This window comes from Oceanimonas pelagia, from assembly GCF_030849025.1.
Classification (GTDB): Bacteria; Pseudomonadota; Gammaproteobacteria; order Enterobacterales; family Aeromonadaceae; genus Oceanimonas; species Oceanimonas pelagia.
Genome location: NZ_CP118224.1, coordinates 1,068,943 through 1,091,388, shown reverse-complemented (window position 1 = coordinate 1,091,388; position 22,446 = coordinate 1,068,943). Strand labels below are relative to the sequence as shown.

The 22,446-nt window shown below is 61.2% G+C and carries 33 protein-coding genes; 2 read left to right on the top strand and 31 right to left on the bottom strand.

Translation table 11 applies throughout. The features are described 5' to 3' along the window. Positions 1–22 precede the first annotated feature (22 nt). From PU634_RS05135 to PU634_RS05055, 17 genes are all read right to left on the bottom strand, one after another. A complete protein-coding gene (locus PU634_RS05135) occupies positions 23–793 on the bottom strand; it encodes a hypothetical protein (RefSeq protein WP_306762989.1) in 771 nt (256 codons plus the stop codon). Beyond that, positions 790–1,596 (bottom strand): hypothetical protein, encoded by an 807-nt coding sequence (locus tag PU634_RS05130; protein ID WP_306762988.1) that lies wholly within the window; start codon positions 1,594–1,596, stop codon positions 790–792. Before PU634_RS05130 ends, PU634_RS05135 begins: the two co-directional genes overlap by 4 nt. A gap of 48 nt (positions 1,597–1,644) precedes the next feature. Continuing rightward, positions 1,645–2,325 (bottom strand): hypothetical protein, encoded by a 681-nt coding sequence (locus PU634_RS05125; protein ID WP_306762987.1) that lies wholly within the window; start codon positions 2,323–2,325, stop codon positions 1,645–1,647. A gap of 10 nt (positions 2,326–2,335) precedes the next feature. Continuing rightward, positions 2,336–3,940, bottom strand: a complete 1,605-nt coding sequence (locus PU634_RS05120; RefSeq protein WP_306762986.1) for a hypothetical protein — start codon at positions 3,938–3,940, stop codon at positions 2,336–2,338. Between the two features lie 62 nt (positions 3,941–4,002). Continuing rightward, entirely contained in the window at positions 4,003–4,473 is a 471-nt protein-coding gene (locus PU634_RS05115) for a hypothetical protein (protein ID WP_306762985.1), read from the bottom strand. Positions 4,474–4,485: 12 nt separating this feature from the next. Continuing rightward, entirely contained in the window at positions 4,486–6,159 is a 1,674-nt protein-coding gene (locus tag PU634_RS05110) for a hypothetical protein (protein WP_306762984.1), read from the bottom strand. A gap of 153 nt (positions 6,160–6,312) precedes the next feature. After that, a complete protein-coding gene (locus PU634_RS05105) occupies positions 6,313–6,828 on the bottom strand; it encodes a hypothetical protein (protein WP_306762983.1) in 516 nt (171 codons plus the stop codon). After that, positions 6,828–7,871, bottom strand: a complete 1,044-nt coding sequence (locus PU634_RS05100) for a hypothetical protein (protein WP_306762982.1) — start codon at positions 7,869–7,871, stop codon at positions 6,828–6,830. The genes PU634_RS05105 and PU634_RS05100 overlap by 1 nt, the downstream gene beginning before the upstream one ends. After that, positions 7,871–8,209, bottom strand: coding sequence for a hypothetical protein (locus PU634_RS05095; RefSeq protein WP_306762981.1), 339 nt, complete (start codon positions 8,207–8,209; stop codon positions 7,871–7,873). The genes PU634_RS05100 and PU634_RS05095 overlap by 1 nt, the downstream gene beginning before the upstream one ends. Further along, complete coding sequence (locus PU634_RS05090) at positions 8,206–8,691, bottom strand: hypothetical protein (RefSeq protein WP_306762980.1); 486 nt, start codon at positions 8,689–8,691, stop codon at positions 8,206–8,208. Before PU634_RS05090 ends, PU634_RS05095 begins: the two co-directional genes overlap by 4 nt. After that, a complete protein-coding gene (locus PU634_RS05085) occupies positions 8,688–9,413 on the bottom strand; it encodes a hypothetical protein (RefSeq protein WP_306762979.1) in 726 nt (241 codons plus the stop codon). Before PU634_RS05085 ends, PU634_RS05090 begins: the two co-directional genes overlap by 4 nt. Next, positions 9,406–10,254 carry a hypothetical protein gene (locus PU634_RS05080; RefSeq protein WP_306762978.1) on the bottom strand — a complete coding sequence of 283 codons (849 nt, stop codon included), beginning with the start codon at positions 10,252–10,254 and terminating at the stop codon, positions 9,406–9,408. Before PU634_RS05080 ends, PU634_RS05085 begins: the two co-directional genes overlap by 8 nt. Positions 10,255–10,354: 100 nt before the next feature. After that, a complete protein-coding gene (locus PU634_RS05075) occupies positions 10,355–10,747 on the bottom strand; it encodes a lysozyme inhibitor LprI family protein (protein WP_306762977.1) in 393 nt (130 codons plus the stop codon). Then, on the bottom strand, positions 10,713–11,072 hold the full coding sequence (locus PU634_RS05070; RefSeq protein ID WP_306762976.1) for a hypothetical protein: 360 nt from the start codon (positions 11,070–11,072) through the stop codon (positions 10,713–10,715). The genes PU634_RS05075 and PU634_RS05070 overlap by 35 nt, the downstream gene beginning before the upstream one ends. Before the next feature lie 242 nt (positions 11,073–11,314). Further along, positions 11,315–11,503, bottom strand: a complete 189-nt coding sequence (locus PU634_RS05065) for a hypothetical protein (protein ID WP_306762975.1) — start codon at positions 11,501–11,503, stop codon at positions 11,315–11,317. 186 nt (positions 11,504–11,689) lie between these two features. Next, the gene (locus PU634_RS05060) at positions 11,690–12,082 is read right to left on the bottom strand and encodes a hypothetical protein (protein WP_306762974.1); all 393 of its coding nucleotides are present in this window, start codon (positions 12,080–12,082) and stop codon (positions 11,690–11,692) included. 272 nt (positions 12,083–12,354) lie between these two features. Further along, on the bottom strand, positions 12,355–13,230 hold the full coding sequence (locus PU634_RS05055; RefSeq protein ID WP_306762973.1) for a phosphoadenosine phosphosulfate reductase domain-containing protein: 876 nt from the start codon (positions 13,228–13,230) through the stop codon (positions 12,355–12,357). Positions 13,231–13,372: 142 nt separating this feature from the next. On the opposite strand from PU634_RS05055, the gene PU634_RS05050 reads away from it, so the two are divergent. Continuing rightward, positions 13,373–13,570, top strand: a complete 198-nt coding sequence (locus PU634_RS05050; protein ID WP_306762972.1) for a hypothetical protein — start codon at positions 13,373–13,375, stop codon at positions 13,568–13,570. A 57-nt stretch (positions 13,571–13,627) separates the two neighbouring features. Here PU634_RS05050 and PU634_RS05045 read toward each other — a convergent pair whose 3' ends face one another. The 14 genes from PU634_RS05045 to PU634_RS04980 form a co-directional block, all read right to left on the bottom strand. Continuing rightward, positions 13,628–15,145, bottom strand: a complete 1,518-nt coding sequence (locus tag PU634_RS05045) for a DEAD/DEAH box helicase family protein (RefSeq protein WP_306762971.1) — start codon at positions 15,143–15,145, stop codon at positions 13,628–13,630. Continuing rightward, a complete protein-coding gene (locus PU634_RS05040; RefSeq protein WP_306762970.1) occupies positions 15,145–16,152 on the bottom strand; it encodes a hypothetical protein in 1,008 nt (335 codons plus the stop codon). Before PU634_RS05040 ends, PU634_RS05045 begins: the two co-directional genes overlap by 1 nt. A 4-nt stretch (positions 16,153–16,156) precedes the next feature. After that, positions 16,157–16,804 carry a helix-turn-helix domain-containing protein gene (locus PU634_RS05035; protein WP_306762969.1) on the bottom strand — a complete coding sequence of 216 codons (648 nt, stop codon included), beginning with the start codon at positions 16,802–16,804 and terminating at the stop codon, positions 16,157–16,159. Positions 16,805–16,862: 58 nt separating this feature from the next. Beyond that, on the bottom strand, positions 16,863–17,222 hold the full coding sequence (locus tag PU634_RS05030) for a RusA family crossover junction endodeoxyribonuclease (RefSeq protein ID WP_306762968.1): 360 nt from the start codon (positions 17,220–17,222) through the stop codon (positions 16,863–16,865). Beyond that, a complete protein-coding gene (locus PU634_RS05025) occupies positions 17,215–17,529 on the bottom strand; it encodes a Ref family recombination enhancement nuclease (RefSeq protein ID WP_306762967.1) in 315 nt (104 codons plus the stop codon). Before PU634_RS05025 ends, PU634_RS05030 begins: the two co-directional genes overlap by 8 nt. Then, the gene (locus tag PU634_RS05020; RefSeq protein WP_306762966.1) at positions 17,529–18,119 is read right to left on the bottom strand and encodes a DUF1367 family protein; all 591 of its coding nucleotides are present in this window, start codon (positions 18,117–18,119) and stop codon (positions 17,529–17,531) included. The genes PU634_RS05025 and PU634_RS05020 overlap by 1 nt, the downstream gene beginning before the upstream one ends. After that, on the bottom strand, positions 18,097–18,342 hold the full coding sequence (locus PU634_RS05015; protein ID WP_306762965.1) for a hypothetical protein: 246 nt from the start codon (positions 18,340–18,342) through the stop codon (positions 18,097–18,099). The genes PU634_RS05020 and PU634_RS05015 overlap by 23 nt, the downstream gene beginning before the upstream one ends. A gap of 90 nt (positions 18,343–18,432) precedes the next feature. Continuing rightward, entirely contained in the window at positions 18,433–19,152 is a 720-nt protein-coding gene (locus tag PU634_RS05010; RefSeq protein WP_306762964.1) for a phage antirepressor KilAC domain-containing protein, read from the bottom strand. Beyond that, the gene (locus PU634_RS05005; RefSeq protein WP_306762963.1) at positions 19,149–19,289 is read right to left on the bottom strand and encodes a hypothetical protein; all 141 of its coding nucleotides are present in this window, start codon (positions 19,287–19,289) and stop codon (positions 19,149–19,151) included. The genes PU634_RS05010 and PU634_RS05005 overlap by 4 nt, the downstream gene beginning before the upstream one ends. Beyond that, the gene (locus tag PU634_RS05000; RefSeq protein WP_306762962.1) at positions 19,286–19,792 is read right to left on the bottom strand and encodes a hypothetical protein; all 507 of its coding nucleotides are present in this window, start codon (positions 19,790–19,792) and stop codon (positions 19,286–19,288) included. The genes PU634_RS05005 and PU634_RS05000 overlap by 4 nt, the downstream gene beginning before the upstream one ends. A 1-nt stretch (position 19,793) precedes the next feature. Beyond that, entirely contained in the window at positions 19,794–20,798 is a 1,005-nt protein-coding gene (locus PU634_RS04995) for a phage replication protein O (protein WP_306762961.1), read from the bottom strand. Between the two features lie 121 nt (positions 20,799–20,919). Further along, positions 20,920–21,048, bottom strand: a complete 129-nt coding sequence (locus tag PU634_RS04990; RefSeq protein ID WP_306762960.1) for a hypothetical protein — start codon at positions 21,046–21,048, stop codon at positions 20,920–20,922. Between the two features lie 3 nt (positions 21,049–21,051). Next, positions 21,052–21,363: a hypothetical protein gene (locus PU634_RS04985; protein ID WP_306762959.1), complete on the bottom strand. Its 312-nt coding sequence runs from the start codon at positions 21,361–21,363 to the stop codon at positions 21,052–21,054. 47 nt (positions 21,364–21,410) lie between these two features. Then, positions 21,411–21,653 (bottom strand): Cro/CI family transcriptional regulator, encoded by a 243-nt coding sequence (locus tag PU634_RS04980; protein ID WP_306762958.1) that lies wholly within the window; start codon positions 21,651–21,653, stop codon positions 21,411–21,413. Positions 21,654–21,776: 123 nt separating this feature from the next. On the opposite strand from PU634_RS04980, the gene PU634_RS04975 reads away from it, so the two are divergent. Then, positions 21,777–22,442 carry a helix-turn-helix domain-containing protein gene (locus PU634_RS04975; RefSeq protein ID WP_306762957.1) on the top strand — a complete coding sequence of 222 codons (666 nt, stop codon included), beginning with the start codon at positions 21,777–21,779 and terminating at the stop codon, positions 22,440–22,442. The last annotated feature ends 4 nt before the right edge of the window (positions 22,443–22,446 follow it).

Genomic DNA, 22,446 nt, shown 5'->3' with positions numbered 1-22,446 from the left:
TGTGGACGAATATAGAGCGATGCTATGCGCCAACAGCTTGTGGTTTTCCTGCCATTCTTCGCGCAAGCGGGGTGATGCAGGCACCAGCGAGAAATCGGGCTGGCGGAATCGCCAGCTCACCTCCCTCTTTGTCCGCCGGCAAGATAATCAGCCCTTCCTCGTCATGGGACAGTTTGAGCAGGTGCTCGAGTTGCTTTTGGCCTGACTGGAACATGGCGGTCAGGCGAGCGAAAGCACTTTCCGGCAGCCCCAGCAGCACCAACATGCGCTGGTGGATAAAGGCATCCAGATCGCCCTCACTCAGCTCGCCGCCATCATCCCCGTTCGGGATCAGCTGGGCGGCCATCAAGCCCACCTGCCAGTGGGTGTCCGGGCTGATATCCTCAATCTCGCCTTCCAGGCGCTCGATGGACTCAGCCAGTCGGCCGGTCAACTGCCGAATGGCCCACTGATCGCCTTCCAGCTCACCCAGACCCAGGCTGTCGCAGGGGTAGTCATGGCCACCCATCAGGTAGTCAGAGTAATGGCTGACGCCGCCAGACAGAGCGAAGTCGGGGCCATCGTCCAGGGTGTTGGCCATGTAGTGGCAGATAGCCAGGGTGCGCTCCTGCACCGTCCAGGCGGAAATGTCTTCCACTCCTTTCACCTCGGCCACCGTCGCGCGCAGAAAGCGGCTGGCCGACTCCTGCTGCAGGTGCGCCGGAATGGCAGCCAGGGCGATGGCGTCACGAATGGACAGCTCACGCATATGCGCGGTCAGTCGCTTGGTTCTCAGCGGTGGTATCTCAATCAAAACCGTACTCCTTTCATGTTCATCCAGTCGTTGCGGTCCTTGGCGGTCAGGGTGCCCAGAGTGATCGGCAGGCGCAGCTGGGTAAACCGCCCCGTCTTGTCCACCGGGCTGCCCAGGGGGACACCAATCCGCTCGATTACCATGGGTGCATAGGTGCGCCCCTTGTAGGTCAACGCCAGCAGGCTCGGCACCTCTGACGGCAGCATGCTCTCGATCAGGGTTTTGTCGGTGGCGGCGTACTCTGCAGCCGCTGTCACCATGGTGCCCTCGGGTGCCAGGTGCTTGGGCAGCGCCCACTGCATCAGCTGATCAAGCAGTCGCTCCACCTCGTTTTCGGGGCTGATCCAGGCGCGCAGCAGCAGCTCACCCTGAATGCGCAGTGGCGGCATGCCGTTGAAAATCTGTGTACTGTTGAGCTTGGTCATGCCACTGCGGCCGATAGCCTCTGCCGTCACTCCAGACGGCCCGCTGGTATCCAGCCCCACTGTTTGCCCCAGCTTATCGGTGAGCGCCGGCAGCGCACCGGACTGCAGCATCTGTGACAACGCAGGAACCGCCCCTTCAGCCCCGGCATTCTCAAAGGGTGACTGCCAGTTAAGATCGACGTCCAGTTGCACATCATCACCAAATGGGGCGCGCACCACAGGCGCACCGGGAATGGGCTTGCCCTTGATATCCACCTCATACAGCCGGGCTATCAGGTGCGGGCTCAGTCCATCCCACAGTGACGACAACTCGCTACCCAGCACGCCGCTGAGTCGCCCGCCGGGCGGCCCCTGCATGGGGTTTATCGGTAAAACCATGGCGTGACCCTCTCATAAAAAAGGCGACCCTTGGGCCGCCAGTGGTGATTACAGCCCGAGCTTCTGACGCACCCGCATCGACTTCATGCGCCGCACCTTGGCGCCGGCGGAGCGGGCCTTCATCTGAGCCTTGCGAATCGCCAGCTTCTGCTTGCCGGACAGGCGCACATTGCCGGAAACGCGCTTGTTGATGCGCACCTTCTTGCCACCGCGCACCGCAATCTTCTTGCGGTAGGTGGCGTCGAAAATGGCCTCTTGCGCCTCAGGCCCGAACACAAAGCCGTCCATGTCGTCATCGGACTCGCTCAGCGCAGAGGAAACCAGCTCGCGCACCCGCTCGGCGGCATCGGCGTCCCACTCATTCAGCAGCAGGTCGAGATCCTGATCATCCACGCCCAGACCGGACAGGTAATCCCAGGCCGCCTCCATGGCAGAAAACACCACCTCTTGCTCGTCTTCGTCCAGCTCGCCGTCCTGGTTGCTGTCGGCAATGCCGACCATCAACGCCAACAGGCGGTCACTGGCCGATTCGCCGTCATCGAGGTCGAGCTCGTCAGCCCACTCCTGAATGGCAGCCACTGCATCCATGCGGGTCGCCATCATTTCGAATTTTGAAGCGGAGTCGAAAGCGCCTTCCCGGGCGCTGTCGAGGGCGGCGCGCCGGCGCCGCTCCATTTCTTCCTGCTCCATGGAGCCATACAGGTGGCCCCGCATCAGGTCATTCAGCATCTATCGCTCCTTAGCGGCTCAGGGTCTGGGTGACAAAGGTCTGACGGTTGGTGCCGTCGTAGCGCAGCCAGTAGCTCACGTCCATGCGGTCGTAAGGGCTGGCCTCGTTGGGCGCCACCACAAAGCGGAAGGCTGCGCCGCCCATTTCGGGATCGGCGGAAGGTACGATCCAGTCGGAAGCCTCGGCACCCTCAAACAAGGTCTGCAGAAAGTCAGTGGTCATCTTGACCGCCACCTTCATCGGCTTTTGCAGAGCATCCTTGGCGAAGCGGGTCACCGCGTCGTCAATGGAGCTGGACATATCCGCTACCGAGATCAGCTTGCGCAGGCTGTTGTCTACCGGGGCGCAGGTGAGCGAGTCGAACCACACATAGCGACCGCCACCGCTGTATACCGAGTAGATCACCGGGTTGATTTTGGCCCGGGCCAGCAGGTTCATTTCCGGGTCATCCGGGGTGTAGGTCTGGATGATGCCGGAGCGATCAACCGGCCAGTCCCGGCCGGCCACCGGGTAGTTCTTCGGCGCGAAACCCTTGGCGTTGGTCTGAGCATTACGCGCGCAGGCCTTGGCAATGTTCAGGGTCGCGGTGCCCAGGTGGAAACGCGGGTTAATGCCGGTGGGATCGTTGCACTTGAGCGGGGCCCAGAAGGCATGGGCCAGGTGGGCGCTATCGCGTCCGCTCACGTTCATCTGCTCCACCCAGGCCACAGCCGCCTCGGGGTCCAGATCGCCCGGTACATCAAAGCGGAACTGGCGGTTAACCCGGTGCATCAGGCCAAGCAGCGCATCCATCAGCGGTGCAGACTTGGTGCCGCCAGAGGCAATGTAGCCGTAGTCGTACTGGGTTTTCTCCAGCTGACTGGCAGCGCGCTGGGCATCCTCCACTGCATAGGTGGTTGACCCCTCAGTGAAGTAGATCAGCACATCGGAGCTCGCCCACTTGGGGGTAACGCCATCGTAGCCGTAGGCGGAAGAAGTGGGGGCAATCTCGGTAGTGGCGCCCACCAGCACTTCCAGGGTGTCGGTACGGTTGGCGATCACGTCCGGCAGGTACTTGGAGTTGCCGTTATCGTCGATATCGCCGGGTAGCAGTGAACCGGTGTATTCCGCCAGCTTTTCGTCGTCCTTGTCGAGCAGACGCAGGGTTACCATGCTGTTGCCCTGATTGACGCCGCCCACCCGGTTTTCATCGGCATGGAAGCTCACCTTGATGCCGTCGTTAAAGCACTCCAGGTGCTTGATGGCAAACAGGTAGGGCGCAACCGGCTCGGTGGCCGACACTTCAAAGGTGTAATTGCCGGTGGGCACCTCGCCCACGTCCAGCGTTTCCTTGACCACAATCCAGCTGAGCGCGGCTTCGCTGGTGTGCAGACGGCTGACCACGGCCGCATAAGCGCCCTTTTGCAGCGCCTCCACGGTCTGCACCCAGGCCTCGTTCAATGCGTTAACCCGGGTGGACTCGCCCTTGCCCAGGCGCGCCTTGACGTTACCCCGGGTGACCATAAACGCCTTATCGATGCGGCCACGGGTGGCGCGCATGGCAATGGCAAACACCTGATCGGAGTTACTGCCGGCAGGCAGCTCGGAGTTATCGCGCAACGGGTTAAGCTGCACACCTGACTCTGAGCCTAACTGCCGCTTGAATGGTGAAAACATCGCATTCCCCTTTTATGAAGTTACTTGGCTTTGCCGCGGCTGCCGGTGGCGGACTTGGGTTTTGCGGCCTGGCCACCCTGCTCAGCCTGCCCCTCCGCCTGCTCGGGCTCTTCACCCCCCTGGGCGTCGTCACCTTTGGCGGCATCGTCATCCGCCTGGCCACCCTGTTCGGCCGGGCCCTCGTCGGCCTGATCCGCTTCGCCAGACAGCACGCGCACGGATACCAGCCGCTCCACCTTGTTCAGCTGAGCTATCTGCATGGCGCTGTGCATGGCGCTGTGCAGCGCCTGAAGATCTCGCAGAATGACGCGCTCAACGGCATAAGGCCGGCACATCAAGCCGATTTCCGGCAGGCTCAGGTTGAAGGGCGCAAAGCTGGTCACTTCCAGCAAGACACCGGACTGGAACTCCCCTTCAAGCTGCTTTACCAGCTCAGCCATGGCGCTCGCCCCCACAGCGGGGGCGGCGCCGATAATCAGAACTTTGCTCATCGGCGCCTCCGGTTAGATCATGTTGATGACGTTGATCCGCGCACAGGCCAGAGCGGACGGCTTGTGCGGGTTCACGCTGGTGAAGTTGCGGGCATAGAAGGCCGCACCCTGCTTCAGGTCGCTGTTCACGGACAGCGGCACCACCATGGGCGCCACGGCGTCACCCAGCACGAAGGGGTTGCGGGTCACGTCAGTTGCCTGGCCGACACACAGGATTTCGCCGGAGCTGCCGTCAGCCTGCTCCTCGACCACCTTGGGCGAGTAGTAGACGTCGTACTTGCCGAACAGGCGGCCCAGGCGGTAGATGCCGGGGCGCTCCCACACACCGGAGGGCTGCCAGATATCGGCGGGCAGGCCCACCATCTGGGCGGCAATAAAGTCCTTCACGTACAGGTGGGTGATGCCGTGGTTCATGGTGTCGTTGGCCATCTGCTGGCTCAACTTGCCCAGCACGGCAGACAGATCGCGCCACACATCGGAGCGGGAGCGCATATCGCCGCGGTTGGCCCATTTGAAATCAAAGGTGGCCTGGTTGCGCACCGACATACGCTTGGCCTTGCGCAGCACCTCGTAATGACGCTCGTTGGCAAACTGGCCCTGAATGGCGATAACGCCTTCAGAGTACGGATCCAGCCCCAGTTCGTTGGTCATCTGGGTGCGGCTGTCGATGGACTGTGCGGTGATCACGCGGTAGGGGTTGGCAAACAGGGTGAAAGTTTCCACCTCGGTGATCACGCGCGGAGTCAGCTTGTCGTCCTGCTCGTAATCGATAAAGGCTTCCACCACCACTTCGGTACCCAGGGGAATGGGCGGGTTGGCAACCAGGGCAATGGCACCGGTGGCGTTGTCAATGGTACCGCTCAGGTTGTGGGTAGTGCCGGCGATCTCCACCTTGCCGCCGATATTGCCGGGGTTCTGGGGGGACTCGGCGGCGGACACCAAGCCGTTGACATAGACAATGGCGCGCCCTTTCAGCAGCGGCACAGAGGCGGCAGCCGGGTCACAGGTGTTGTCGGTGTCCTGTACGGCGGTGATCTTGCCGGTGATGTTGCCGGTGGGGGTGCCGGTGGTCTCTTCAATCACGCACTGATGCTCGCGGCTGGTGCTGATATAGCGACCGCCGGAGCTGACGCCATCCATCAGGCCACCCTTGTCGTAGGCGCCGTAATCGCTGCCCGCCTTGTGCACCATGATGGCCAGCTTGGCCTCGTTCGACTGAATGTCGGCCGGCAGGTAGTGGGCAAACGGAATGGCTTCGCTCAGGGTGGTGAGAATGGCCACCACGGCCCGGTTCGGCTGCAGTGAAGTCGCGGCGTGAGCGTCGGAGGTGGCAATGCTATCCAGTACCTTGCGGTGCGCGTCCGGCGTGGTGGAGGCAGCCAGGTGCATGGCTTGCTCCAGCAGGTCGCCGGGCGCCTGATTGCCGTGCATGCGCTCATAGGCATTGGCACCATCGATGATGGCGCGGGAAATCTTGCTGATTTCCTTGTCGTCGGCACTGTCGAACACCTGTTGCAGCGCCTTGGGCACCGGGGCAGAGGTGGCCTGACTGGTGGAGTTGTCGATAAAATCCTTGGCAGCAGCGCTGTCAAAAACGCCGCCCTTGGTGGCCTCACCGCGCAGGGCATCCACAAAAGTGGCCGCTTCCTGAGTTTCCCGGCGGACGTGGCTGGTTTTTTTAGCCATTGTAAATCTCCATTGTTGGATAGGGTTATGCCGACCAATCGGACGGGTAGGCACAGTTTGCCGGCAGCGAGAAGCGCCCATCGCCGACTTTTCCGGTTTGGGCTGGCACAAAAAAGCCGGCACTGGGCCGGCTGCATTGCGGTTGTCAGGTGGTCAGGGTTCGATACCCGGGTCGCCGGGCATCAAATCGAGATCGGCGCGGCGGTTGGTAACAAAGCGGGGCACGAACGGCGGCACGTTAACGGTAGATTCCACGTCCACAATTTCATGGGCAATCTTGGCGGCGGTGTCACCCTGGCCAACGATCAGGTAAATCACGTCGTTCTTCTTGACCTCAAAGCCGCCGGGGTCGCCCAGCTTGTGCTCGGGCTCCACCAGGAAGCGGAATTCATCAAGCCCGCCATAGGACGCATCGCGCCGGTCCACCATGGAAGACGGCAGGAATGCCTCGGCGGACAGGGCAAAGCCCAGCCCCACCAGCTCCCAGCCGATATTCTCCTCGTCCTCCACGGTCAGCACCATCATGCCGCCCAGGGTGGGCATGCCACCCTCTTCCGGCCCGGTGCGCTGTACGGTGCGCCGGTACACCTCGCAGTTGAAGGTGTTGGGGTGATTGATAATCACATTGCGGGCCACACTGTTGATGCCCGCGGGTACGTTGGTCAGCATTATTTGACTCCCTGAAGAATGGCAATGGCCTGCTCACGGCTGATGCCTAGCTGCTGAACGACCCCCATCAGGGCCGCCTCTGCCTTTGGATCGCCGGCCAGCGCAGAAACCCGCTTGCTGCCCGATGCCACCTTGGTGGGTCGGGTGGTGGTGGCCCGGCTTTGCTGCCTTAACGCCCGTCGCGCCCGGTCATAATCCCGATCGCCCGTTCTGCCGCCGTGGGTGGTGGGTCGCAGAGCCTGCTTTTGAATGATTTTCGATGCCGCTTTGTCGCTGGTGCGAATGGTGCTGGTGCCATCCATCCGCTCGCGGCCCTTGGCAATGGCCCGCTCCAGGAAGTTCTGTACCACACTGGAGCCTTCCACCTCAGCCATTACCCGCAACACATGCTTGCAGGCCACGCCGGCCAGGTTGGGGTTGCGGATCTTGGGGTAACCGTTCTCCGCCCGGCCGGCGTTGTAGTTGCCCACGGTGGCGATGTAACGATACCAGTAAGTGTGGCGGCCACAGTCGCAGTCGAAGCGGATCCCCTCCTTGCGCATCTGACTGGCAGCCTTGGCCGGCGTCAGCGCGCCGGACGCGATGGCTGTGGGGTAGCCAAGGAACTGCACGGTCACGAAATGGCGATAGGTGCCGTGCTTCTTGCTGGCGTTGGTGACAAAGCGTACCTCCAGCGAATCGGCAGAGCGGCCGGCGCCGCGCACAGTTCTGGCTGATGCCGGCACCGCCACGGTGATTTCCTGCCGGGCCTTTTTGCGGTCCACCGCCAGCGACATGTCGATCACCTGGCGCGGCGTAATACCCCCCTTGAACCGGCGACCCAGGGAGCGGGCATTCTGCCGGAATGCGGCCAGGTCATCCGACGTCAGCGGTCGAATCTCGCCCCCCAGGGTGGTATGCAGCAGCTCGCCGGCATCGTAATTGCCCTGCAGCCCTTTCGGGCTCAGGATGTTCTTTGCCTCCCGGCGGCGCTGGGCATCCGCCCGAACCAGCTGGCGAACCTCCGCCGATATCCCCTTGAGGCTACCGATATCCTCGGCCATCAGTTCACCCTCCAGCTAGGCCCGTTACCGTTGCGGTACTGCTGCCGGGACTCAAAGCCGGCCTGAAACTTGAGCTGGCGAAGCTGCGGGTCCGTTGGCAGCACAATGCGCCGCTGTTCAATGGGCAGATCCACCGAGTCCACCCCGGCCGCCGCCAGCACCGCCATAAACTCGTCACGGCGACCATACACCCGCTGGGATATCAGAGTGGCATCCCAGCGCTCGTCCGGCTTGACGTCGTAATAGATGGCCGGATCCCACGGCTTCACATTGGCCACAAAGTCCTGCACCAGGCGCCAGAACACCCGGGCGGCCTGCGTGTTATTGTCCAGGCTCACAGCGTCACCACCTCACCGCCCAGCAGCGCGGAAAGCTCGTCCATCATGTCCATCACATCACCAATGGCGCCGGTAAACGACGCATAGCGGCACATGGCCAGGGCCGCAACGTGCGCGTTCGATGCGTCCGGCGCAATCCGGTAGCGGGGGCCGTTCACGTCCACACCGTCTTTCTCGATCACCGAGCTTGGATCGGCCATGGCCGCCAGCTCCCCGAAGCGCAGCAGGGAAGTCTTGCCGTCTTCGGCTACCTCGCCCTTGAGCTTGAAATAGGCGGTGATTGCTTCGTGGATATGCTCATCGCTAAAGGTGGCGTCCCGGTCCCCGCGGCGATCGGAAGAAATCAGCACACAGCCATCCACCCGGGGGATCTGTGCCACCGACTTGGCCACCACCAGAATGCCGGTGCTTTCATCCAGGGCGCCCAGCAGGGTCACCGGCTTACCGTGAAAGCCGCTGATATTGGCCTGCATCTTGATCATGACTCCACCTCCCTGGCAGTGATATCTACATCCGCCACCAGCGGGAATCCGGCAGGATCCGCAGTGCCCGGAATGCCCTTGCCATCGTTCGCTTCACCCTCACCCGGCGCACTGAACAGCGGAATGGAGCAGATCAGGGTCAGGTCGATGGCCAGCACCTTCAGGTTTTTGGTGCCGGTTTCGATGCTCATGGCCGGGTTGTCCGGCGCCTCTATCTGCACCGGGAAGGCGTTATCCACCCCAGCGTAAGGGAACACAGCATCAAAGCCGCGCCGGCTGGGGGAGGACAGGAACAGCAGGAACTGGGCCGCCAGGCTCTTGGCCGTGGGCTCGTCGTGGGCAAAGATTGCCACCTGGGCCCGCACCTCGCCGGCCACCATGCGCATTTGGAAGAACCGGCACTTGTCGTCACCCGGCAACTGCACGTCGATGGCATCCGCTATCTGAGTGCCCATGTTGCCGGCAATGGGGGTGTAGTCGTTGGCCACGCCCACCAGAATAACCGGCAGTTTGGGTGGCCGGGTTGGCGCCTGCGCGCTGTCGTTCTTCATCCAGGCACCCAGCATGTCCTCCGCCTTGTCCACCATGCGCCCAGGGGCCCAGGCCACGCACTGAGCAAAGCCCCGGGCGGTGAACTCGGTCAGTGGCCTGGTGGTCGGCACCAGCCCCAGATAAAAGTCCTGCATAAAGCCGCCCAGACCGGCCTTGACGGGTTCAAACATGGCGGATCACCTGACTGGTCAGGGCCAGGTACTCCCGCTCTGCCTGCTTGTCTTCTGGCTTGCGTTCGGGGTTGATAAAGGCCGGCAGGGTGGAATCGAGGAACATGAGGCGCTCACGCTCGATGCGCTCCGCCTCGCTCTGCGCGCGCTTGCCGGCGGCGGAGTCCAGCACGGCGGCCGCCAGTGAATCGCCAGCCTGATGATTGGCACGGGCCAGGATCTCCAGCAGCTCATTGTTGTCCTGCTCGAGGCGGGCGGCGGAATCCAGTGCCAATGCCATTTGCCTCTCCATCACCTCCATCAGGGCGGTCTGGCTGGCCAGTCGCTCCTGCTGCTCGGCCATCAGCACGTCAAGGAAGCTCATGCCGCCGTCGGCCGCACTGTCCAGTGCCAGCTGATAAGGCCGGTTGGTGGAGTAGTTGGGGTCATTCACCCAGTCGAAGCCGTACAGCTCGTTATCGACCGGATCAATGGCAGAGCTGAAGCCGCCCACCCGATTGGCGTACATGCGGGCAGCAATGGCGCCGGGCTCGGTGTCGAGGAATTCGGTTCTGTGCTCCACGTCCCCGTTCGGGTGCGCCTTGAGGTAGACGGTCACCACGGCGGGCTCCACCGAATGGGCCTTGCCGCCGAACAGCCCACCCTCGGGCGGCTCCATGCCGAAGCGGATCCGCGGCCAGTGACCCAGATACCCCAGCATGCCCCGGGTTTCGACCCGCTCCTGGGTGGCCGGGCCGTTGATGGACGCCACCAGGGCGGGAATGTTAAAGCTGCGCTCCTGACCGCGATACTTGCGGCCGCGCTCCTTGAGGTTGTAGGTGATCACCCCTGGTTGTTGCATGAAAAAACCCTCAGTGCGGTTGCATTGAGGGTTATGGTAGGGCTGGCTGATTGATGTAACGCTCTGTCTTTTCCTGAAACCTAGTGAAACGCGATGAGAACTACCTGTACTCGGCAGGCTTGTTGAGATACTGCAGCACCTGCTCCAGATCCTGAATGCGCACGTTGTAGGAGTGCACCAGGCAGCTGGGTTGCTGGCACTGGTTGCGCTCCTTCACCCACTTGCGCTGGTCCTGCTTCCAGTATGTCTTGTCGTCGCCCATTTGCAGCACAGAGGCATAACGGGCGGCCAGGGTGGTGTCGAGCTCAGCCAGGGCGGCGTCACTGCAAATCATCTTCTCCACCCGAGTGCTCGCCTTGGCACAATCAAAGCTGGCCTGAATGGCCGGCGATGAAGATGCGGCAGCGCTTTTCGACCCTGCGCCACCACCGCCGCGGCTGATAATCACCTCGCGCTCATTATCCAGCAGGCTCCTGACATGCAGAAGGCGCATGGTCTGACCGTTGGGGGGTGAAGATCTCAAGCGTGCCACCCACCCGGTTCAGCGAGTACACACCGCCAAGCTGGTTGGTCATCACCGCCTTTATCTGGATGGGGCTGACAATGGTAACGTCGTTGATCTCAAACGGGATCAGGTTGCCGCCCTGGACGAAATAGGCGGTATCGCCGTCGCGCTCAATGAATGCGGGGCCCAGTGCTGAACGGTCGCTGTATACCCCAGACACCCATTCATCAAAGGCCTTGCCGTGCACCACGTTCAGTGCCTGCGCCGGTAGCGCCACCAGGCCCAGCAGGGCGGCCATCAGTAGTTTTTTCATGTCGTGCTCCTTGTTGTTTTTGTTTGAGCCTGCATTGCAGCAGAAAGGGGTGAGGCTGTCACCCTCCTTCAGTGACCACCACATCAGGCAAGGACTCTGCCGTGATGCGGCTTATCGCATCCCTTTTCCCTTTCGGGTGGCGCTTGGCCAGCGGCCTGACAGAGCCCTTGCGGATGCAGCAATCAAGCATCATCCACCTCATCTTTCCCTCAGCGGGGGCCGGTTATGCCCGGCCCTGGTGGTTACGGCCAAATTTGGTCTTTGAGTTTGCCGATCACACAGTTCAACTGGTGCCGTTCGTCTTCGCTCAGTGTTTCAGTGCCATAGTCGTATGCCTTGAGCACGGTCATGGCCTCAAGCTGGGTCAGTTCGGCTTTCACCGGCAGTGGGCCTTGAGGCACCAAGTCTTTGTAGTAATCCAGTCCCTTCATGATCCTTCCTCTCATTCTTCCAGGGCGGGGCAGTCGTCAAAATCAGTGCCTTCTGCACCATCTATCACGACGCACCCGCATGGGGCAGGGCCACCCGGCCCCCATTGGAAATAGCGGCACTCATGGCATGAGTCGCTGGTCTCAAACACGGCGATCACTTGCTCAATACTGGCCATTGTCTTTCCCTCAGAAAATACCTAGTTCAAGATCTTTGGGCAGGTTGTTTGCGCAATCCCTGATCGACTGTGACGAGATCAGGTCGCTGCTTTCCTCATGGCCTTCGATGCTGTCGGCCAGAGTGTTCAGCGCGGCCATCGAATGTTCGAGTCGCAGCTTGTCCAGGCACTCCACTGTCAAGCCGTGAGACAGGCGCTCGACGGCGGCCCAGGTGCTGTCGTGGATCGGCCAGTCCGACTCAACCACCACACACTCTAGCGGCGTTTTACCCGCTACCTCCCGGTGGGCTGCCACCTTCTGCATCAGTGCCGCCAGTTGCCCCCGCTCCTGTTCAGTCAGTGCAGCATTGGCATCTGACACTTTCGCTACCCAGTAGCGGAATTCACGATGAAATGTGCTCATACCCCATCTTTCCCTCAGTTGGATTCCCGCGCAATTTCGCGCTCGTCAATTTCTTCGCACTCGTCTTCGGTTAGCCCAAACACCGAGCCATGCCGCTCAAATTCTTCTGAGCCTGAATCCCACCAGGCTACCCACCAGGTGGAATCAAACCGTATCCAGTAATACCCCTCGTTCCTCACGGCACCCCTCCTCTCAAATTTCATTTAATGGGTGACCAAATCGGTCAAGTGACCTATGGGATGATCCGCCAGTCAGTGCCTCATGCGGCCGATTCACGCAAATTCCAGCTCATACTGCGGCTCACCGTTGAAAATCTCGCAGCTCTCGGAACAGCTGCCGGTGTCGTAGCGTTTGGCCGCCAACATGTCGGCATAAAGCCGTTGGTATTCCATGTCACTGTGCATTTTCGCTATCCCCTCCAGCGACAGGTGGCCCCGGTACATCACCTGCTTTGGTGTGGCCCGGTGCCCGTCTCGGGTCTCCTTGCTGTTGATGACGTCGTGGTTGAAAACACGCATTGCGCCCGGTTCGTCGAGGGTGGCGAGACCTACTTTCTGGGTGCTCTTCTTGATGCAGAAAATGCAGTTGCCCAGGTGCCCGGGTATCAGTAGGTCAAAGGGCTGATCTTTCCACCAGTCGAGCACATCCTGCTTGTCGAAGTCGGACAGCTCAGCCAGGTAACGGATACCCACCCTCTCCTTTAGTCGGCGCGGTTCGTCGGCCCGAATGCCGATCCAGGTGGTGTAATTGCCCTTCCCGAAAGTGTCGTCGCACCACTTCTTGAAGGGCTGCAGCTTCATTCGGTCTGTGCAAAACTCACCTCCGATATACGGCGTGCCGTACTTCCTCACCACATCCATAAACGGCGTCAGCGCCGGCATTCTGTGGGTCTGTATGTCGGCGGGACTGAACACCTCGTAGCCGTTGCCCTGGCCCAGCTGCGGGTTGATTTTCACGCGCAGCACGGTCAGCGGAATATCCCAGAACTTCACCACCTCGCGCACAAAGCGGTAGGTCAGGGGGTGTTCGGCGCCCGTGTCCATGAAGACATAATGCACGTCCCACCCTTCATCCCTGCGCTTCTGCTCCATCAGGTGGACCAGATAGGCGCTGGTTCGACCTCCAGAAAAACTCACCACGTGCGTCACCACTACCCCTCCCTCACCCCTCTTGCGGCATGACCTCATTCCCCACAGAAGGCCTGTCCATTAATTAATGTCTGTACAATAATTATTGTACACACAAAAATATCTGTTTCCAGTCTTTATTGTCTGTACTAATATGGCGCTCATGAGCAAAGAAGAAACTAAGCGCGGCCCAGGCCGCCCAAAGACCAGCAATCCAGCAACCCGCCGGCTTGATATGCGCATCACTGATGAGCAGCACGAACGCTGGAGCAATGCTGCTGTGCGGGACGGCTATGTCCGTGCCGGCGATGCCAATATCTCCGGCTGGCTGAAAGATCTGGCTGACAAGTCCGCAAAATAAAAAGCCGGCAGCAATGCCGGCCTCTTCTCGCCCACGAACAATCAATCCCCTCAGATTTCACACGTCAGCAAACAGCTCGTCCACCTCGCTCTCCACGCTGGCCCCGAGATCACGCTCAGCATCACCGGCGCCAGACACCGGGTTGTAGCCCACGCCCTCAAGGAAAGCGAAACATATCGCATCCCACAAGTCCGGCGACGGCATCCCTTCCCACTCGGTGCTGTGCTTGGGTGGTACCCGCACTCGCCCCTTGTCGGTGAACGTCTTGGGAATGCGGCTGGACTGGGCCAGCAGCACGTTGCGGTGTTCGTTGGTAAGGATGGACAGTCGCCCCTCTCTCGCTGCCCTGGCCGCCTGGTGCATGGCCTGGGCGCGCAGGTTGAGGTAACGGTCCTTGTTCTTGTTCTGAAAGCAGGGGTTACCCCAGTTCACCCGCTCCACCGGCTTATTCATGTCCTCCAGATCCTGGCACACGTTAATGCCCAGACCGCCGGAGTCCACCACATACCGGGCGCCCTCGCAGTCGTCCCCCGCCTCCACCATGGCGCCGGCGAAACGGTTGGAACGAATGCCGTTGGTGTGAATGGGCACCGCCACCACTTCCACCCGCCGCGCGTTCGGGCCCCGATCGCCGTAGCCGATCACTCGGGCCAGCACCACCGCCGACTTATCGCGCAGGCCTTCGCCGCTGGCCACGTCACCCAGCACCAGCCAGCCGTAGGCCTCGCCGGGCTTGATGATGCGCCCCCGCTTGTACATGGCCATGGCGTCCGGCAGGCTCATCATGTGCTTGCTGCTGTCTTGCGGGAACAGGCCCAGAAGACGCACCCGGCGCTCGTCGTCGTCGTAGCTGTCCCACAGTTCGCGCAGGGCATCGTCGGACACCAGGGGCGATTCCAGCGAGCTGAAGGTCAGGTTGGCCCACTCACCGCCGTTGGTGCGGGCCAGTTCGTGATGGGTACGCCAGAAGAAGCCAGCGTTGCGGGTGGGCTGGCTGGTGAGCAGCATGCGGTTGTGCTGCTCGGTCAGCGCGCCGCGCAGAGTGGTCAGTACGGTATCGGACAGGGTGGAGGCCTCGTCCCCGATGATCATCAGCCACTCACCGTGACGGCCGGCCATTTTGTTGGCGGTTTTGTCGTTGGCGGTCTTGGACTCCACGAACCAGGTGTCCTCAAACCCACGAATGCGCATGGTGGCGTTGGCCAGAATCTCGATATGGTCGGCAATCCAGCCGTGCGCACTGCGCCGAATCTTCTCTACCGCAATGCCAATCTCTTTCCATAGAGTTGCCTTGAGCTGGTCCATGTCATTGGCGGTCACCAGGGTGATGGACTGGGGGAAGCAAAGCAGGTGCCACAGCACCATGTTGGCTACGCTGGTCGTCTTGCCGGTGCCGTGGCCGGACGCCACCGACACCCGGGAGCGTGACGGAGCCACTTCGGCATACAGCTCCAGCTGCTGGGGTGTGGGCGTCACCCCCTGCACTTCCACCGCAAAACGGGCCGGATCCGGCGCGTAGCGCTCGCAGAACGGCAGCCAGCGGGGATCTTCATGCAGGGGAATGCGCTTGGCCATCAGGCATCGCCCTCGTCGTCGTGAGCAATGATCACCTCGTCGTCGCGCACCGCGCCGCCCTTTTCGCTGTCCATCAGCAGACCAAGCCGTTCAGCCCGGCTTTGCAATGCGGCCCGCTTCTGCTCGGCCTCCTGCAGCACCTGCTCATACACCTTGTCCATGGCTTCCTTGTCCACCAGGGCAATGGTCGGCTTCTCGATAACCTCGACTTTCTCTTTCCACAGCTCGGGCTGGCGGTTGATCAGCCAGAATCGGGCGCTTTGCGGATCCGGCGGATAGTGCTTGGTGGTCATTACCCGTTCAATGCCACCGTCCACCACCTTGATTTCCTCGGCTTCGTGGGTGTAGCCCATGGCGCGCTGATACAGCCGGCTGGCCACGTTGGCGTCGGCGGTGTTGCGGCCGTTGTTGATGGCCGTTGAAAACTCGGGGTGGGTGTCCATCCAGGTATACAGGGTGGTTTTCGATACACCGATCAGGCTGGCCAGATCTTCCATGGTGGCACCCAGCAGCATAAAGCGAAACGCAATCACCGAATACTCCCGACGATACACACCGAATCCGCCCGGGGCGGGGCCCAGCAGATCACGCAGGCCGCCATAGGCAAAGTCATCCATGCCGGGATCGCGTGTGCGCGCGCGCGTACGTTCAGGTGAACAATCGGTCCCCCGCTCGCCATGCAGGTAGTCGTGCGCCGCGTCGATTTCCTCTTGGGTGGGTTCGTGCGGGTCTTTTCTGCTGGCTGGGTTTCTGGTTTCCGGTTTCTCGTCGGTTTTCGGTTTTCGGCTTTTGGTTTCTGGTTTCTTGGTTTTGGCCGGCATTTTCGGTTTCTGCTTTTTCGCGGAAACCTTGCTCCACTCCTGCTTAAGCGCGGTCTTGCGCACCGCCGGCGCGGAAACCGGCAATTCCAGTTCCCGCACCAGCCAGGTGTATCCATCGCGGGAGTCGGTTTCCCATACCCGCCTTACCTCGGCCCATTGCTCGGCCGTGAGTTTCGGTACTGCCATGTCGTCACACAAACACCAGGTCAAGTTGAGGGGCACCGCCGGCGGCCACATTCTCAGCCCGGAACCGCTTGATATTCTTGCGGGCGGTACGGGAGGCGGCAGCCGTGCGCTCGATGGCGGAGGCCAGCCGTGCGCCGCCCTTCATGTCCTGCCAGTCATCGGGGTTCAGCTCAGCAACCCGGGCCAGGGCATGAGCGGCGTCTTCGGCCTCCTGCTCTATCAGCAGAATACTGTTCTCCACGTGCTTGATTCGGTTCAGCATTCCTACCTGCACCAGTACGTCCCGCTCGCGGATCCGCTCCCAACGCTCGCGCATGTGCACCATCATTTCACGCAGGGCGGTATGGCGACTGTCTTCCTGCTCCATGGTCTCGGTGATACCCATCAGGTAATCGAGGGACACGTCATAGATTTCAGCGGCGCGCTTGAGCACCCAAATGGGGATCTGGCTGCTGTGCTTACCGCTCTCAATTTTGCTCAGCTTGGTGGAGTTGCTGTAGCCCAGCTGCTTGGCGGCATTGAGCTGGCTCAGTCCGACCATTTCCCGGGCCTCTTTCAGGCGCAAGCCCACGGCGCGGGCCAGTTCGGCCTGCTCCTGCCGATTGGGGATGCCTGAGGTGCTGATACGGGTTTTCTTGTGCTGTTCTGACATGGCGCGCGGCTCCTTGTGTGTATTCCCGGGTGTTGCTCTCATTGTTGTTGTGTGGCGGTTACTCTGTGCGGATAACGATGCGGCCCTCCACACCCCATCGCTTGCTTACCCTGCCATCCCAGATACGGCAGTCCTCACCAAAAATAGCGTCCAGCAGGGCCTTTTCGAGGTTGTCCTTGTCTGGTTTTTGCTGATGCGGTTGACCGGCCATTTCCAGACGCTTGCGCTTACTCCAGCTGGCCGGCATGGGCAGATAGAAGGTGACGTGATACCCCGCCTCCGGCAGGGTGACGCCGGCAGCGCGCACCTGGTCGCAGTAGTCCCGGTAGCGCAGCACGGCGGGGCGCCTGGCCCACTTGTCACGCTGGGTCATGCGGGGCTTGGGTACCGGAGTGATCTGGAATATCTGCTCAGACACGACACGCCCTCTCCTGCTCCACTTCAGCCCGCACCTGCTGCAGCAGCTCTTCCTCGGTGCCGTGCTCCAGCTGCCAGCCTCTGGGGTCGGCGTGAAAGCCGGTCAGGTAGCAGGCGCGGTGATGGCGAGGGCAAAGCGGCAGCACCTCGGTATGTTTGGCCCGTTGCGCCATTCCCTGGCCGGCACGAATGTGGTGAATTTCAGCGGGCGATGCCCCCAGTCCCAGGTTGCGACAGCACACACAACCCAGGCCGGCCACGTCACTCAGCCACTGCCGCTCTGCTTTGGTTTTTGAGCCCCTGGCCATTACGCATACCCCATCATCTGGTTTACTGCGGCTTCCGCCTCGTCTTCGCTGGCAAAGGTATTCACCAGCACATGCCGCCAGATCACGCCAAAGGCGGCCTTGTACAGCTCGTTGAACTCGTGCTCGGTCATCTTGCTGAACTTGAGCGAGCGGGCCTGTTTGCGCACGGAGCCATCCGGCAGGGTGATCAGGTCATAAAATCCGGCTTCTTCCACCACCCACTTGCGGTAGGCCTCGAACGACTTGGCAGGAACCGGAAACCTGTCAGCTCTGTGCTGCTCCAGCTGCGCCAGAAAGGCGTCCGCCGCCTGGGTCATGGTGTCCAGCGCCGCCCACTGGCTCAGGTACTTCACAAAGGCGCGCACGGCACGGGTCTCTGCCGGGGTGACCAAGCCGCCCGCCGGCTCCCAGTAGTCAAAGCCAAGGTTCAGCAGGCTGAAGAACTTGCGGTGAAAGCGCACATTGCGCCGGCCGCTGCCCTTGCCGGTGAACAGGGTGCCAATGGGCAGCTGCGCGGTGGCCTCATGATCCACTTCAGTGGCGGGGAGCCATACCCCGCCCAGGTGCTTAATCAAGCTGAACTCGGCCATCACGCAGCGCCTTTATCGAGCGGATAATCCGGTTGCAGGCCTTGCGCTCGTCGTCCGGCAGGCTCAGAAACCACTGTCTGGCCCGCTCCGTGCTCCAGGTCAGCGATTCCTGACAGCGCTGGTACCGCGCCAGGCACTCCTGCTTGTGCGCTTCCACGGCCTGACGCTCGGCCTCGGTCTGCCCGGGATACGCGACGTTGATCCACTCCCCACAACGGGTCATTGCCATACCTCACATGAACAAGAATGTCGTCCAGAACATTGCCTGCCAGCAGCAGGGTGAAAGTGAGCAGATTGAAGGTCTCGACGGTCATCAGCTCGCCACCGCCTTGAGCACGCCGGCAGAGATCAGCCGGTTGGTGAGCCACTGCTCGCCCTTGCCGGTGATCAGCGGCGTGTGATTGATGCGGATCTCGGAGTTGGCTTCGTAGGTTGACTGGCGCACGGTGAAATACCCCCGATCCACGAACTCCTGATAGGGCAGGTTGTGCCGGGCGCCGCCGGTCATCAGTACGCGCTGCTCACGCAGAATGTCGAACACCTTGCGCGGACCCAGGCCCACCGATTTAGCGAAGTTACCCAGGTGAACACCCTTCTCGGCGCTGGCAATGCGCTTGGCGAAGTCAACGGCGGGTTTCTGCTGCTCAATCAGGGCGCGCTGCTGCTCCAACTGCTCCGCCTGCTCGGCAGCCAGACGCAGGGCTTCAGGCAAGGTCTGAGGGATGCGAAAGGCGCTTTGGGCTTCCAGCTCCTGCCAGCGGTCCACCAGGCGGGCGGTGAACTCGGGGGATAACTGGGCAACCACGACGTAACTGTCGCGCTTGTTGATCAGGTACACGCTTTCCGTTCGCATCCGGCCCATTGCGTCTGGCTTCTGTTCATCCCCCATTGGGGGGCGAACAATTACGCCGCGATCGGCTAGCCGCTCGATGGACTGCTTCACCTTGTCGTGGCGGGATTCCACCAGTTCCGCAATTTCGCGGCTGCTCATGGTCGGCTGGGCATTGGCGGCGATCAGTGTCAGTTCGGTCATTTCAGTTGGTCCTTTTGGTTGAGTTGGTCCTGTTTGCTTTTCAGCTCTGCGCGCTCGGCGTCGGCCACTACGGAGATCATCAGCAGCGCGAAAACCAGGGTGAGCAGGCTTGCGCCCATCCAGAATTCATAGGTCACAGCGCACTCCCCACCACGTCCACGCCCCTTGCCCGGTAGTCGCCCAGCAGCGATTCGGTGGCGGCACTGATGGCTTCCTCGCTCACTGCCTCACCAGCCAGATACAGGCTGGACTCGGCAATCATGCGCACGGCAGACAGCGAGATCTGCGGCTTCCGCTCCCCCCGCTTGCGCTTGGCGGCAGCTTCCCGACACAGGTCCAGAAACTCGGCCGGCCGCGGCGCAAACTCCCGATCCTGCTCCAGAGCCATCAGGTGGCCGGCGCGAATGTCACCCACGGTCAGCCCGCGACCGGTCAGGAACTCGGTGTACACCCTGGCCATGTTCGGCAGATTGCTGTCGATGCGGCCGGCGCTGCCCGGGTAGTGCACGCACCAGGCCGGCAGTATGGTGTTGGTCAGCAGCACGGTGATCTGGTCTGTCGGGCTCATGCCATTGGCAGTGGCCACGGCGCGCTGCTGGGTGCCGGGGTGTCGCTGGTTGATAACGCTCAGTTCGCCCACGTCACACCTCCTGATCATCGTCAAGCAGGTCGGCGTAGGCGGACGCCCGCTGCTGAGCAGCCAGCACGTTACCCATGGCAGCCGGCCTGGCGCTCTGGGTGGCGTTGGCGGCCTTCAGGCGCAGCGTGTCCCAGTTGTCGCGCAGCTTGGCGGGGGATTGGGTGAACTCCAGCTCCCGGTGATGGGAGCACACGAACTTGAACAGCTCGCAGATATCGCGGTGACTGCGGCCGTCACGGTCGCGCATCAGGCGCACGTCGTTGGCCCACAGCGCCATGTCTGGCCGCTTGGGCTGGGCCAGCTCGCGGCGCTCAAAGGCCTGGTCTCGCAGTCCGGCCAGCCACTCGGCACAGCGCAGATCGTCATGGGTGCCCCAGAGGGTGCGCTTGCCGCGCTTGGCGTGGATGGCGGCCCCATCAGGAACGCCATGATCGTCAGGCTCCTGCCCTTCCGGGCCGGGGGAGTGCCCGGCGTCAGCCGTGCATGACCCAACAGAATCAATACTCTGATCTTTACTTTGTTTATTTGTTTTATTGTTTAGATCTTCGGCGTGGTATTCGGCGTGAAAACCTGCGGCTAATTCGGCGTGCCCACCCTCTGAGCCCAGCACTGGCGCGGCTTTAAAATCGGCGTCAAAACCTGCGGAATAGGTTTCTGTAATTCCGCGCTGATAATCGTCGTAATTGGACAGGGTGATCACCGAATAACCACGGGTGCCGCGCTTGGTGAACAGGCTGACCATGCCCTCGCTCTTGAAGAACTCCAGGCTGCGACGGGCGCTGTCTTCGGTAATGCCACAGGCCTGCGCCAGGTGGCGGGCAGAGGTAACCACCTGGCCGCGGCGGCGCTTGATGGTGTTGCGGTTAAACGATACCTCGGTGGCCTCAAAGCCGGCTTCCATCAACAGGTGGACCCAGAGGCAAAACCGATCGGGGTGTTTTTTGAAAGGGGCGTCCTGCAGGCTGCGATACAGCAGCACAAAGCCGGAACGTTTATTGTCGGACACGCGCTTACCTCGCGCAGCATCAGAAACGGGCAAGGCCGGTGACGCATCATCCGGCCGCAATTGAAAGACGTTGTTACTGCTCATGGTCTTTGGTCCTTATCGTCTTGGTGGCGCAACCTGCTTAGTGAATCAGAACTGGCTCGGGGGCTTCCTCTGCGGTCTCTTCAGAGGCGGGCACCAGCTTCATGTTGATCTCTTCGGCCAGTGCCTTTACCAGCTCTTTCACTCTCGGGTCGGTTGCTGCTGTCATGGTTTATCCCTGCTTGTTGGTGATGGATCTCTGTCGTTCGTTGGCCAGTAGTTCAACCACCGGCCCCTCGCGCAAATCTTCCAGCAAGCCGATCAGGGTTAGAGGCTCATACCCCTGGCCGGCCAGCACCCGGTTGGCTCGTTTGATGGCCCTCGCCATCAATTCCGGATCGTGCTTTGCTAACAGCACCAGAGTGAGCTCCATTGAGCCCCTGGCGAATTCGGTAGGCAGCTGACCAAGCTCGCCGGCTACCTCGCGGCATAACTGCCCCTTTGAGGCGTTAAACCGCATTTTGATGGTCTTGCGATCATCCATTCGTTCATCTTGGGGGAGGTTTTTACGGCCCATGGCAGGCTCCTTTTTTATTGGGTGGCAGCTCCGTTCGCCGTTCGCCCCGGCATATCGACAAGGCGAAACTGGGTAAACGCACCGGACGTCATTTCCAGCAACTGACGGGCCCGGACTTCCGGGATGTAGTCAGGCCAGCTGGTGATGGCAGATGGAGAGATGCCAAACGCCTGTGCGGTTTTTACGCGGTTTCCAAAGTAGGAAATCACGTCGTCCTTGCGTACAAGGCACTTTTGGGGTCGTGCATGAACTGTCATGGTGGTCCTCTGTAAGAGCTGGCTGGTCCTAATTTAAATTTTATTAAATTCTCGACCCCAAGGAAAGCGAAGTCAACCGCCCGTTACCATTTAAGTCATCTTTAATTTCTGAACGGAGTGACGGTGGAATCCTTAGGTGCGCGACTGAAACAGCGACGGCTTGACCTGGGTTTGACTCAGATCCGCCTTGGCAAGCTCGTAGGGGTGTCTGGGGTAACCATTTCACTGTGGGAGTCTGGTGACGTCCGACCCAAGAATATTCACCGACTGGCTGAGGCGTTAAGAACCAGCGTTACCTGGCTGGAAGAGGGGGTTGGCGATCCGGACACGATTGGTGACGTTACCGATGTGCAGGCCGCTGTCAGGGTGCTGAAGGGCAAGGCCAGCATCGCGCTTCTGCCCATACTGCAAACCGGGCAGGAGGTGCGGGAGTGGCTTGCCAGCGGCGTCTCGGCCGACCAGGCTGAGGCATCGGGGCTGACGGCAACTCACCTTGAAGTCAGCGACCGAGCCTTTGCTTATGTGATGAATGATGAAGCCATGAAGGGCTGCCTTGAGCCCTCCGACATTGTTGTGCTGGATCCGGCTGCAACCCCTCGCCCTGGCGATGTGGTGGGAATGATGAGCAAGAGCGGAGAATTCCTGGTTCGGCTTTATCAGCTGCGCAGCATGAGCAACCCCGACGATTTTGCACTGGCGCCTGCCAATCCGGCCTACCCCGGGGCCGGCGCGGACATGCTGGATGGCAATGCCGCCGTCATGGTTGAGAGGAGAAGTTTTCGGCGCTGACCGG

Excerpts from the sequence above, each read along its gene's own strand:
- PU634_RS05130 (WP_306762988.1), bottom strand. The coding sequence starts at position 1,596 with ATGGTTTTACCGATAAACCCCATGCAGGGGCCGCCCGGCGGGCGACTC.
- PU634_RS05125 (WP_306762987.1), bottom strand. The coding sequence starts at position 2,325 with ATGCTGAATGACCTGATGCGGGGCCACCTGTATGGCTCCATGGAGCAG.
- PU634_RS05115 (WP_306762985.1), bottom strand. The coding sequence starts at position 4,473 with ATGAGCAAAGTTCTGATTATCGGCGCCGCCCCCGCTGTGGGGGCGAGC.
- PU634_RS05110 (WP_306762984.1), bottom strand. The coding sequence starts at position 6,159 with ATGGCTAAAAAAACCAGCCACGTCCGCCGGGAAACTCAGGAAGCGGCC.
- PU634_RS05105 (WP_306762983.1), bottom strand. The coding sequence starts at position 6,828 with ATGCTGACCAACGTACCCGCGGGCATCAACAGTGTGGCCCGCAATGTG.
- PU634_RS05100 (WP_306762982.1), bottom strand. The coding sequence starts at position 7,871 with ATGGCCGAGGATATCGGTAGCCTCAAGGGGATATCGGCGGAGGTTCGC.
- PU634_RS05090 (WP_306762980.1), bottom strand. The coding sequence starts at position 8,691 with ATGATCAAGATGCAGGCCAATATCAGCGGCTTTCACGGTAAGCCGGTG.
- PU634_RS05085 (WP_306762979.1), bottom strand. The coding sequence starts at position 9,413 with ATGTTTGAACCCGTCAAGGCCGGTCTGGGCGGCTTTATGCAGGACTTT.
- PU634_RS05080 (WP_306762978.1), bottom strand. The coding sequence starts at position 10,254 with ATGCAACAACCAGGGGTGATCACCTACAACCTCAAGGAGCGCGGCCGC.
- PU634_RS05075 (WP_306762977.1), bottom strand. The coding sequence starts at position 10,747 with ATGCGCCTTCTGCATGTCAGGAGCCTGCTGGATAATGAGCGCGAGGTG.
- PU634_RS05070 (WP_306762976.1), bottom strand. The coding sequence starts at position 11,072 with ATGAAAAAACTACTGATGGCCGCCCTGCTGGGCCTGGTGGCGCTACCG.
- PU634_RS05065 (WP_306762975.1), bottom strand. The coding sequence starts at position 11,503 with ATGAAGGGACTGGATTACTACAAAGACTTGGTGCCTCAAGGCCCACTG.
- PU634_RS05060 (WP_306762974.1), bottom strand. The coding sequence starts at position 12,082 with ATGAGCACATTTCATCGTGAATTCCGCTACTGGGTAGCGAAAGTGTCA.
- PU634_RS05050 (WP_306762972.1), top strand. The coding sequence starts at position 13,373 with ATGAGCAAAGAAGAAACTAAGCGCGGCCCAGGCCGCCCAAAGACCAGC.
- PU634_RS05045 (WP_306762971.1), bottom strand. The coding sequence starts at position 15,145 with ATGGCCAAGCGCATTCCCCTGCATGAAGATCCCCGCTGGCTGCCGTTC.
- PU634_RS05040 (WP_306762970.1), bottom strand. The coding sequence starts at position 16,152 with ATGGCAGTACCGAAACTCACGGCCGAGCAATGGGCCGAGGTAAGGCGG.
- PU634_RS05035 (WP_306762969.1), bottom strand. The coding sequence starts at position 16,804 with ATGTCAGAACAGCACAAGAAAACCCGTATCAGCACCTCAGGCATCCCC.
- PU634_RS05025 (WP_306762967.1), bottom strand. The coding sequence starts at position 17,529 with ATGGCCAGGGGCTCAAAAACCAAAGCAGAGCGGCAGTGGCTGAGTGAC.
- PU634_RS05020 (WP_306762966.1), bottom strand. The coding sequence starts at position 18,119 with ATGGCCGAGTTCAGCTTGATTAAGCACCTGGGCGGGGTATGGCTCCCC.
- PU634_RS05015 (WP_306762965.1), bottom strand. The coding sequence starts at position 18,342 with ATGACCCGTTGTGGGGAGTGGATCAACGTCGCGTATCCCGGGCAGACC.
- PU634_RS05010 (WP_306762964.1), bottom strand. The coding sequence starts at position 19,152 with ATGACCGAACTGACACTGATCGCCGCCAATGCCCAGCCGACCATGAGC.
- PU634_RS04990 (WP_306762960.1), bottom strand. The coding sequence starts at position 21,048 with ATGACAGCAGCAACCGACCCGAGAGTGAAAGAGCTGGTAAAGGCACTG.
- PU634_RS04985 (WP_306762959.1), bottom strand. The coding sequence starts at position 21,363 with ATGGATGATCGCAAGACCATCAAAATGCGGTTTAACGCCTCAAAGGGG.
- PU634_RS04980 (WP_306762958.1), bottom strand. The coding sequence starts at position 21,653 with ATGACAGTTCATGCACGACCCCAAAAGTGCCTTGTACGCAAGGACGAC.